This is a genomic window from Actinoplanes palleronii (assembly GCF_016862315.1).
Lineage (GTDB): Bacteria > Actinomycetota > Actinomycetes > Mycobacteriales > Micromonosporaceae > Actinoplanes > Actinoplanes palleronii.
Genome location: NZ_BOMS01000187.1, coordinates 21181 through 31105 on the forward strand (window position 1 = coordinate 21181; position 9925 = coordinate 31105).

The following is a 9925-nucleotide window of genomic DNA, read 5'->3' on the forward strand; positions in this document are numbered from 1 at the left end:
CGCCCTAACCGGCGGAGATTCCCTGGGTTGCCCCCGGGGGTTCCTGCTTCATCGACGACTGCCTCGTCCGAGAGGATCCTCGTTGAGGTCTTACACCGCCTCCACAGGCGATCACGGAGAGCCCCTCCGCGAGAATGTTGCGGGCCGCGTTCACATCCCGGTCATGCACCACACCGCATCCGCAGGTCCACTCCCGCACGTCCAACGGCATCTGCTCGGCGACGACACCACACGCCGAGCACAGTTTCGAGCTGGGAAACCAGCGGTCGACCGCCACCAGAGTCCGGCCGCGCCAATCGGCTTTGTACTCGGTAGCGGATCTTCCGGCGACCCCCAGCGGCTGGACGCCTATCCGCCTCGACGACAGATCGGCTTTCCCTGCCCTGCTCGGCAAGCGTTCCGTTTCCTCCCCGGCCTGAAAGCCGGAGTATCCACGAAGGAATCCGATGGCCATCTCCGTCCTGCTGGTCGACGATCACCCGGTGATCCGGATCGGCATCCGCGCCATGCTCGACCACGACACCGGGCTGACCGTCGTCGGCGAGGCGAACTCCGGCGCGACCGCGGTCGAGGCGGCACGCGAGCTGACGCCGGACGTCGTGCTGATGGACCTGCGGATGCCCGGCGGTGACGGGGTGAGCGCCACCGCCACGATCCGCGGCGAGCTGCCCGGCACGCAGGTGGTGATCCTGACGACGTACGAGTCCGACGGCGACATCCTGCGCGCCGTCGAAGCCGGCGCCGCCGGATACCTGCTCAAGGACACCTCCCCCGCCGACCTGGCCCAGGCGATCCGGGCGGCGGCGCGCGGGGAGACCGTCCTGTCGCCGTCGGTCGCCGCCAAGCTGATGGACCGTGTCCGCCGGCCCCGGCCGGAGACCCTGTCGCCCCGCGAGGCCGAGGTGCTGCGCCTGGCGGCCAGGGGGCTCACCAACGCGGACATCGGCCGCGAACTGATCATCACCGAGGCCACCGTGAAGACCTACTTCGTCAGGATCTTCGCGAAGCTCGAGGTGTCCGATCGCACCGCCGCGGTGATGGCCGCGACGCACGCCGGCCTGCTCGGCTGACCAGCCGCGACAGGGGTTCGTTACGGGTGCCGCCCACCGCCGGCGGCACCCACCCTGACGCCATGACGGTCGACGATCTCGAGGGGTCCGTCGCTGTCGCGGCGGACGCCCGCTCGCCCCTGGTCCGCCTCGGCTACCTGCTCGACCCCGGCAGCATCGTGGCCCTGCACCCGGCCGACGACAGTGGCGTGCTCGCCGTCGCGGGCGCGGTCGGCGGCCTGCCGGTGTACGCGTACTGCACCGACGCCACCCGCATCGCCGGCGCACTGGGCTCCGGCGGCGCTGATCACATCGTGGCGGCGATCGAGGCGGGTGTCCGCGACGGCCGCCCGGTGCTGGGCGTCTGGCACTCCGGCGGTGCGCGCCTGGCTGACGGCGTGACGTCGATGCACGGCATGGCCCGGATGTTCGCCGCGATGACGGCCGCCTCCGGGCGCGTACCCCAGCTGTCCGTCATCGTCGGCCCAGCCGCCGGCGCCGCCGCCTACGGCCCCGCCCTGACCGATATCGTCGTGCTGGCCGGCACCGGCCGGATGCTGATCACCGGACCCGACGTGATCCGCAGCGTGACCGGCGAGCAGGTCGACCTGGTGACCCTCGGCGGCCCCGAGGTGCACGGCCGCACCTCCGGCGTCGCCCACGTCGTCACCACGACGGAGGCGGAGGCGTTCGCGGTGACCCAGCGGCTCACCGCGCTGCTGGGCGACCCCGGCACGATCGACCCGGCGCTGGCCGAGACGCCGAAAGACCTGCTGGCGCTGCTTCCTGAGCGGCCCCGCCGCGCCTACGACGTGCACCCGCTGCTGACCGCGCTGCTCGACGACCTGCCCGACGGCGGCTCCAGCCTGGTCGAACTCCAGCCGCTGTGGGCGCGGAACATCGTGGTGGGTCTCGGCCGGTTCGCCGGGCGCGCGGTGGGCGTCGTGGCAAACAATCCGGTACGCAAGGGCGGCTGCCTCGACTCGCTCAGTGCCGAAAAGGCTTCCCGATTCGTACGCATGTGTGACGCGCTCGGCGTCCCGCTGGTGGTCGTGGTCGACGTGCCCGGCTACCTGCCCGGCGTCGACCAGGAGTGGGGTGGTGTGATCCGCCGCGGCGCCAAGCTGCTGCACGCCTTCGCCGAGGCGGTCGTCCCGCGCGTGACCCTGGTGACCCGCAAAGCCTACGGCGGCGCCTACATCGCGATGAACTCCCGCGGTCTGGGCGCCACCGCCGTGTTCGCCTGGCCGCAGGCCGAGATCGCCGTCATGGGCGCCGAGGCCGCCGTCGAGGTCCTGCACCGCAAACGCCTCGCCACCACCGACCCGGCCGACCTGCCGGCCCTGCGCACCCACCTGATCGCCGAACAGACCCGCACCGCCGGCGGCCTCGACCGCGCCGTCGACCTGGGCATCGTCGACGCCGTAATCAACCCGTCCGACACCCGCCGCGCCCTGGCCGAGGCCCTCGCCACCGCCGCTCCCCGCCGCGGCACCCACACCAACATCCCGCTCTGACCCCGATCGTCTCGACCGTGCGCGCGTCGGCATGCCACTCGTGGTCATCTCCCGGTCGGGGCCGTCATCGGGCCGGTGCCTGACCGTGATCTGCTGCGGGCAGTGAGCCGGACTTTCGTACCACTTCGTCGTGCGCATTACCTGGCGATCAAACCGGCGATAGCGGCCGGGTGGACGACGTGGGGAAAGTGCCCGCCCGGCAGGATTGTCACCCGGACCTCGGGGATGATTGACCGCAGCCATTGCAGGTACTGCGCGGGAGGCTCCGTCGCCGTCACCCAGTGATAGTCGATCCCGTTCGCGGCGATGGTCTCCAGTTCCTGCCGCCGCTGGCCGTCGATCGCCGCGTCGGAGCGGTGCAGGATCTCGTCCCAGTATCCGAGCAGCAGATCCGGCCGTGGATCTGTTGCGGTCTCGACAAGTCTGCGGCCAGGTTCCGGCAGCGACTCGACGCCCATCTCGGTGAGCATGCGATTCCAGAACTGCTTCCATTCGGGGCCGCGCAGCATTGGTTCGGCGGCGCGGACGGTAGCGAAGAAGGTGCCGGGACGCAGAAACTGGTCGAGGTTGAGGACGGCTGTCGCGGGGAATCGTGCCGCGTAGGTCGTGGCGATGATCGCGCCGACGGAGTGCCCCACCACGACGGGTTTGGTGAGTCCGGCGGCGACGACCTGTTCGTGGATGATGTCGGCGACCTCGGTCATGGCGTATGACGGTCGCCGGGGCGAGGTGCCATGGCCGGGAAGGTCCACGGCGAGTACCCGGCAGGCCGGACCGAGCTTGTCGCGGAGTGGCTCCCAGATGCGGTGGTCGTAGGTCAGGCCGTGAAGCAGCAACAGGTCGGGCATACTCCTGATGCGTAACAAGTCCTGGAACGAATTGTTCGTCGTGTGGGTCATACCCGCCAGTGCCGCGGTCCGCCGGGTGCCGGGTGGTAACGGAAATAGCTGCCGGTCCGCAGGGATGCCCGCAGGTGAACCGCGACGAGCGGAGCGGTTGTCTCGAGGCGTCTCAGCACGGTGCTCAGCGCCCGGGTGGCATTGACCCGGGCTCGTTCGCCCTCGGAGCTCTGGCGCCTCGATCTGACGCCGGTCCCGCTTTGGGTGCGCAACTCGGTGACGAGCGCGGTGCGCTCCTGGGCCAGGGTTTGCGCTCGCGTGACGTCACCGGCTCGATCGGCGGCGTCAAGCTGTTCCTCCAGCGTCGCCAGCCGACGTTGGTAAGCGCGGCGGCCGGCCGCGTCCAGCACCGGTTCACCGGGCGGAACTCGCAGGCCGGACCCGCCGGCGATCAGGTCCGATGCGGCTATCTCCTGTCCGGGAGACATCAACAACGTCCGCAGGTAGTGCAGTCCCCGGACGTCTCTGAGGCGAACGGTTTCGGCTCCGGCCTCCAGACGCCATTCGGTGCCCTCGCGCAGTAGCCGCCATTCGTCGCCTGCCGCGACCGCCGCGAGACCGAGGCGGGCCGCGATGGAACGCGACCGTTCTTGGTCGCCTGGCTGGTCGCGGATGGCGAGGGTCGTGGCCAGCCATGGCAAAGCGCCGAGTCGTTCCTCGAGAATCACGGCCTGATTGAGGTGCGCCAGGGCCTGCTCGGACCGTCCGAGTCGTCCGGCGAGACGCCCGAGGTATTCGTCGACCGGCCCGGCGATCGTGTTCGCTCCGCCCCAGACGACAAGCCTGCCCTGGTACGGCGTCAGTGCGTCGTACAGGTGCTGTGCCGAGGCCGGATCGCCGCTGCGGGCCGCCACAAATGCCAGATCGGCGACTGCGCCGAGCCATCGGGGACCAATTCCGGCAAGCACCGCCGGCAGCAGCCGGTCGAGTTCCAGTAGGGCCTCATCGTTCCGGCCGGCCTCGGCCATGACCCGAGCTGCCGTGGCCTCGAAGAACTGTCCGGGCAGCCGCCGTGCGAGGTCCTGCAGCGGCGCGATGTGCTGATCGGCCTCACCGCGCAGCATCGCGAGGCGTCCGGTCAACGACGCGGTCAGCCGCACGGTGTCGGCCAGCCCGGCCCGGCGACCGGCTGTCGCCACCTCGGCGGTCAGCGCTGCAGCGAGGTCGAAACGGCCGCGTACCAAGGCAAGCTCGGCTTGGCGCGACAGGACCACGACGGCGGCTTGCGCGTCGCCAGCGAGCTCAGCCGTTCGGGCATACGTTGTCAGAACTGCCTCAGCCGCTTCTAGATCACCCAGCTCGACCAATGCCGTGAACCGCCAGAACAGGCCCCGCAACTCGGCTGAGGTGTCGCCGGCCTGCCGTGCAAGCTCGACGATTTCGGATGCGGAGGCGAGCCGGTCTCGGGCCGCCGCCGGATCCCAGAGTGCGTGCAACCGGCCGTCCAGAACTTCGGCCAGTGTCCCGGCGTCCCCGGCCCCGCGGGCCAGCCGCACAGCTTCGGCCACGAGTTCCCGGCGGCGGCGCGCCGCTGAAGGGTCATAGAGCAGTTCTCGGGCAAGCCGGATCAGTAGGCGGGCACGGACCCCGGCCGGGCGAGACTGCGCGGCTGCCGATTCGAGCAGCCGGATCAGCGCGACGTCGGGAACGAGGAACTCAAGGCGAGGCAGCGTGTTCAACGCCAGCGTGACGATGGCGTCTTCGTCATCGCCGACCGTCGCCGCGAGGTCGAGCGCCGGACCAGGTAGCCCTCCGGTCACCAGCCAGACTGCTTGCACCACTGCGGAGGGTCGGCCGGTCAGCAGCCGACCGAGCTCTGTCTTGGTCAAAGGGGCGAGCCGGAAATGCGGCTCGGTGGCATCCGTTGCAGTGATCAGTACTGCCGCGCCGTCGGCGGCGAGTTGGTCCGGGTGGTCGATAGGTGCACGGATACCGTCCAGGACGACAAGGCGGGGTCCGGCAGCGCCGGTGGCGGTCCGAGTCACCGGCAGACCACGCGATCGGGCGGCGGCTATGGCGGCATCGGCCAGCGCGGTCTTGCCCGACCCACGAGGCCCGACGACGACCAGTACCGCGCCGCTGCCACGCGACGATCGGTCGAGAAGGCCTTCTATCGCGGCAAGCTCGCGACGTCGGCCGATGAGTTCCATCGGGCGAGCGTATGTGCCTGCCATCGAGCGCCGTTGCCGCGCGTGCCTGGCAGTGGCGGAACGGCGGACCAGCCGCGACGTCGGTGACGGGCTCCGGTGGGTGGACGGTCGCTTGGTCAGCGGGTGGTCGCGGTGAGTCTGGTCTCAAGGATGAGCACGTACCGCGAGACGGAGGCGGTGCCTTGTTCGGACAAGGTTTCGTGGGCCAGCAGCGCCCCCGTGCCGGGGTCGAAGATCAGCAGTTCCTGGTAGTCGTACGGCGGCTGGTAGGTGACTGCCACCCCGGCCCGGCCCGCACGGTCGAGGACGGGACCGCGCCAGGTGTAGCCGGAAAGCCCGGCGAGGAGGCGCAGTAGTTGGGCCCTGGTCGCCCGGGGAACCGCATAGTCGGTGTACAGCTTGGTCAGCCGGTCGGGCACGTTGCTCGGCTCGGCGACGTCGAGCACCGAGGACAGGGCTGCCGTGCCGGTGGGCAGTGGGGGCCGGTTCCAGGGCGCCGAGTTGCCCTGTGAGTCGGCGCGCTGGTCGAGAAAGTCGTGGTGGGCTTCGAAGTAGGCCCGCGAGGCCTCGTCGCGGTACTGCGCGGGCAGGTGCTTCCACACCCATCGGCCCGCGCCGTCTGCTGCGAACCAGTTGTAATGGTCGTCCACGGCAGCTTTGTAGTAGCGGCCGTCTTCGGCGCCCGCGCCGAATGTGCCCCACTCCTGGACGTGGTGGAAGGTGTAGAGGCCGGTCTCCGTGTCCCAGGGCGCGTCGCCGATGCGGTCCGCCAACTCGCGCAGGTGGTTCGCGGCGGCCGGCGGGTGGTCGGGGATCGCGTACGCGACGGGCCGCACCACGAGGCCGCCGCCGGTCGGCAGGGTTGCCGGAGCGTCGTGGTCGCGGTGAACGGCAGCCACCGCCGTGGCCGCCGCCAACGCGGCCGCGGACGCCAGGACCAGCCTGCGCCCGACCCGCGGTGCGCGCCGTGTCGTGTCACCGGCCTCCTGCTCCGCCTTGACGATCAGGTCGTGGGCGGCCAGCAACGGCGGGGGTACGGGCCGGCCACGCGCCGGGTCGGCAGGAGCCAGCAAGGCACGTGTACGTTCGCTGAGCATTTCGATCCTCCTCACAGCGGCACCGCCGCAGGGTTGTTCATCGGGTTGCCGCACGCCGTCATCGCGGCGGAGAGCCGGCGCCGTGCCCGGTGCAGCCGGACCGCCGCGGTCGCCCGGCTACAACCCAGTACGACGGCCGCCTCGGGCAGGCTCAGTTCCTCCCAGCCGATCAGGCGCAGCACTTCCTGATCGTTGTCGGTCAGCGTGGCCATGGCCGCGCGCAGGTCGACGACGGTGTTCACCAGGCCCACGTCGTCCGCGACGGCGGTGTCGATCTGTGGGGCCGACGTGGCGCGTTCGGTGCGGTAGTAGTTGGCGAGCAATCGCCGGGCCACGCCGTAGAGCCAGGGCAGGGCATGGCCGGGTATGTCGAGCCGGCGCCGCCACGCCACGACGAAAACCTCCTGGGCCAGTTCACGGGCGCTGTCCACGCTGCTCAGCCTGCGCATCCCGTAACGGGTCACCGGGGCGTGACAAGTCGTGTACAGGTCAGTGAACCAAGCTTCGCCCCGGACATCGGGTGCTTTCATCGGTCTCCCTCATCAGGCACGTCACGCTCTCATGAACGTTTGTGTCCCCAGACGGCCGATGATTACCGGTATTCCACGTCGATCCGTCCGGACGGGCCGCGTGCTCGTTGATCGCAGCTGCGGCGGGAGATCCTGGCGGCCTACGGACCAGAAGGTTAGGGGTCCGAGTCCCTGCGGGCGCACGTCAAGATCAAGGCGGTGACCTGCGAAAACAAGGGCAATGGTCTTTTGTTTCCCGTCTTCGCGCTGCTCTGCCCGGTTACGCCGCGGGCCGGGACCGGCGGATCAGGCGGCCCGCCTCCCGGGCGATGTAGAGGCCGTAGGCGGTGGTGGCCAGGGCCGCACCGACGGCGACGAATCCGGTGACCTGAGCGAGCGGGGCGCCCGCGGCCAGGGCCACGATTCCGGCCAGCCCGACCACGGTTGTCCAGGTGGCGAGGTACAGGTCGATGGTGCGCTGGAAGACCCGGGCCATCGGGTAGAAGTGCAAGCCGACGATGAGCGCGATGGCCGGGACCACGTAGCCGGGGTGTCCGGTCGCGTTGAGGATCATCACTACGATCCCGATCGCCAGGCCCTCGGCGCCGAAGATCATGCCGAACGCCCGGCCGCTGGTGCGCCGGTACTGCGCGTCGGCCTCGGACAGCTCTGCCGGGAACCGCTTACGGGCCCGGATCAGCCGCACGCCCTGCGCGACGAAACCCAGGGCGAGCAGCGCGAACACCGCCCAGATCGGCCACGCGACCGTCACCGGCCAGGCCGCGAACGTGTTGCCCGACCACAACAGCGTGAAGAACGCCATCAGGAACAGCCCGGTGACGACCCCCACCACAGCCGCCCGTGGCGGAAGGCCGGACGGCGTCACGACGTTCGTCATATTCGGATCGTCGCACCCACACGCCAGCCGGAGCGCGAAGAATCGGGACGGGAACCGGCCGAAGCCGGTGCGGTCAAGCCTGTTGCGGCATCGTCAAGCATCGACGTCAGTACCGCCTTTGCCTCGCCTATCAGCCCGAGTGGATCATCCCATTCCGACGTCCTCTTCCGCGGATGGTGTGTGGCCAGTGGTAGCGGTCCGCGGCCGGCGCGCGGGGTATCCGGCTCTGCCGCCGATTACGCTGAGCGACTGTGGATCAGCACCTGGCCGCTGACATACTGTGCGCGTGACTGGTGACTCGGACGCGGATGAGATCGATGGCGCGGGTGTGTTGGGGTCGCTCCTCACGGCTCTTGCCGGATGGCCGGAGGTCGGAAGCCAGGCCCGGGTCAGCATCGAGGCATGGAGCAGTCTCACCGCGAGCGAGGCAAAGGCGTACCAGGAGAAAAGTATCGCCGCCATACGCGGTGTCGCCGGGTGGCAGTTGGTTGCCGATCAGGTTCGCGAACTTGGTCGGCTGCGGTACGAGCCGGCCGTTCCGACCTTGATCAGGCTGTGGCAGGAGTGCCCCGTCGATCCCGTCGCGGTAGCGGCCGCTCACGCGCTCTTCGGGATCGGGACCGCCGAGGCCCGCAATGCCCTACGGAGCGGGATCCATGACCACGAGCACTTCGGTCGCTTCATGGCCTTGAAGGTTATGTTCACCGACGACGGAACCGTCTGGGACAACGTCGGCGGCCTCTTCTCCGACGAACGTCTGGCAACCACGGCCGGCTTGACGGCTGCAGCTGAGACTCTCCATCTCCTGTCGCCGCGATCGTTTTCCGAATCGGGCCCGGAGTGGCACTCCGAGGAGCTGCGCGTTCTGCTGTCGCAGGACTATCGCTGGCTCGACCTGTGCGATGGTCTTCGCGACCATGAAGTCCTGGGCCACCCGGCCCGCCAAGTGCTCAGATACGCCGATCCAGCAGTTACCGGTCCCGTACTGGACGCTGCCAGAGCTGTGCGGACGGCGCGGACAAGAGCGCCGGCCGGCGGCCCATCACGGCCCAGGGATCTCGTGGCCCGCTATCGAGACGGCGACCATCGAGGGGTATGGCGCGACCTAGGGGCAGTCGCCGACCTCGACGACCTGTGGCGCGCGGAGGTCGAGCAGGTAGCCGCACTGACCATGGATCGTGTCCGGCGAAACGCCGCCGGCCTCACCGCTGCTCTCATCGCTCGCGGTTGGCCGATCACCAGCGAGCAGGCACTACCGGGCCCCGCCGCGGATGTCGAGGATCGGCTGCGGCAATTGGAACAGGTCACCGGATCGGCGGTGCCGCCGGCACTGGCCGCCTTCTGGCGCATCGTCGGAACGATCGACTTCGTCCCGCGCGACACCTGGGACGCCCCGTTCCCGCCTGCCGTGCCCGAACAACTCACGGTCGCCGACCCACTGGAGATCATCGACCTCAGCACGGCGTGGTACTCAGTCGAGAACTGGCAGAAGAGGCTGGTAAAGCTGCATCCCGAAATCGCCGGCCCGCTGGAAATCACCGTCGCCGCCGACTATCTGCACAAGGCCAACATCAGCGGCGGGGCTCCATACTCGGTCTGGCTACCCTACGCCGGGGCAGATCCGCTCGTCCGGGACGAGGAGCATGGCCTGGCCTTCACCGACTACTTGCGGCGCGCCTTCGCCGGAAAAGGGTTCCTCCGGCTTGACCAGCAGGACGAATGGGTCGCCTACGGCATCACCCAAGAGCAACTCACAGAGCTGACCGATTGGCTGGAAAGCGTCGAATACGAGTACCTGGACTTCTG

Annotated in this window: 9 protein-coding genes; 3 read left to right on the plus strand and 6 right to left on the minus strand. The window is 69.5% G+C overall.

What is annotated here, in order from left to right:
- Positions 1-4: 4 nt before the first annotated feature.
- A complete protein-coding gene (locus tag Apa02nite_RS52530; RefSeq protein WP_203831284.1) occupies positions 5-454 on the minus strand; it encodes an RNA-guided endonuclease InsQ/TnpB family protein in 450 nt (149 codons plus the stop codon).
- Here Apa02nite_RS52530 and Apa02nite_RS49040 point away from each other — a divergent pair.
- Positions 447-1070 (plus strand): response regulator, encoded by a 624-nt coding sequence (locus tag Apa02nite_RS49040; RefSeq protein ID WP_203831285.1) that lies wholly within the window; start codon positions 447-449, stop codon positions 1068-1070. The two genes, Apa02nite_RS52530 and Apa02nite_RS49040, sit on opposite strands and share 8 nt — an antisense overlap.
- 62 nt (positions 1071-1132) lie before the next feature.
- The gene (locus Apa02nite_RS49045; RefSeq protein ID WP_203831286.1) at positions 1133-2566 is read left to right on the plus strand and encodes an acyl-CoA carboxylase subunit beta; all 1434 of its coding nucleotides are present in this window, start codon (positions 1133-1135) and stop codon (positions 2564-2566) included.
- Positions 2567-2703: 137 nt separating this feature from the next.
- On the opposite strand, the gene Apa02nite_RS49050 is transcribed toward Apa02nite_RS49045, so the two are convergent.
- The 5 genes from Apa02nite_RS49050 to Apa02nite_RS49070 form a co-directional block, all read right to left on the minus strand.
- Positions 2704-3414, minus strand: a complete 711-nt coding sequence (locus Apa02nite_RS49050) for an alpha/beta fold hydrolase (RefSeq protein WP_239165115.1) — start codon at positions 3412-3414, stop codon at positions 2704-2706.
- 47 nt (positions 3415-3461) lie between these two features.
- Positions 3462-5615 (minus strand): ATP-binding protein, encoded by a 2154-nt coding sequence (locus tag Apa02nite_RS49055; RefSeq protein WP_203831288.1) that lies wholly within the window; start codon positions 5613-5615, stop codon positions 3462-3464.
- 116 nt (positions 5616-5731) lie between these two features.
- The gene (locus Apa02nite_RS49060; protein WP_203831289.1) at positions 5732-6712 is read right to left on the minus strand and encodes a hypothetical protein; all 981 of its coding nucleotides are present in this window, start codon (positions 6710-6712) and stop codon (positions 5732-5734) included.
- Between the two features lie 11 nt (positions 6713-6723).
- A complete protein-coding gene (locus tag Apa02nite_RS49065; protein ID WP_203831290.1) occupies positions 6724-7242 on the minus strand; it encodes an RNA polymerase sigma factor in 519 nt (172 codons plus the stop codon).
- Positions 7243-7501: 259 nt separating this feature from the next.
- On the minus strand, positions 7502-8119 hold the full coding sequence (locus tag Apa02nite_RS49070; protein WP_203831291.1) for a hypothetical protein: 618 nt from the start codon (positions 8117-8119) through the stop codon (positions 7502-7504).
- A 286-nt stretch (positions 8120-8405) separates the two neighbouring features.
- Between Apa02nite_RS49070 and Apa02nite_RS49075 the strand changes: the two genes are divergently transcribed.
- Positions 8406-9925, plus strand: a 1520-nt coding sequence (locus tag Apa02nite_RS49075) for a hypothetical protein (protein WP_203831292.1), incomplete at its 3' end; no start/stop codon positions are given.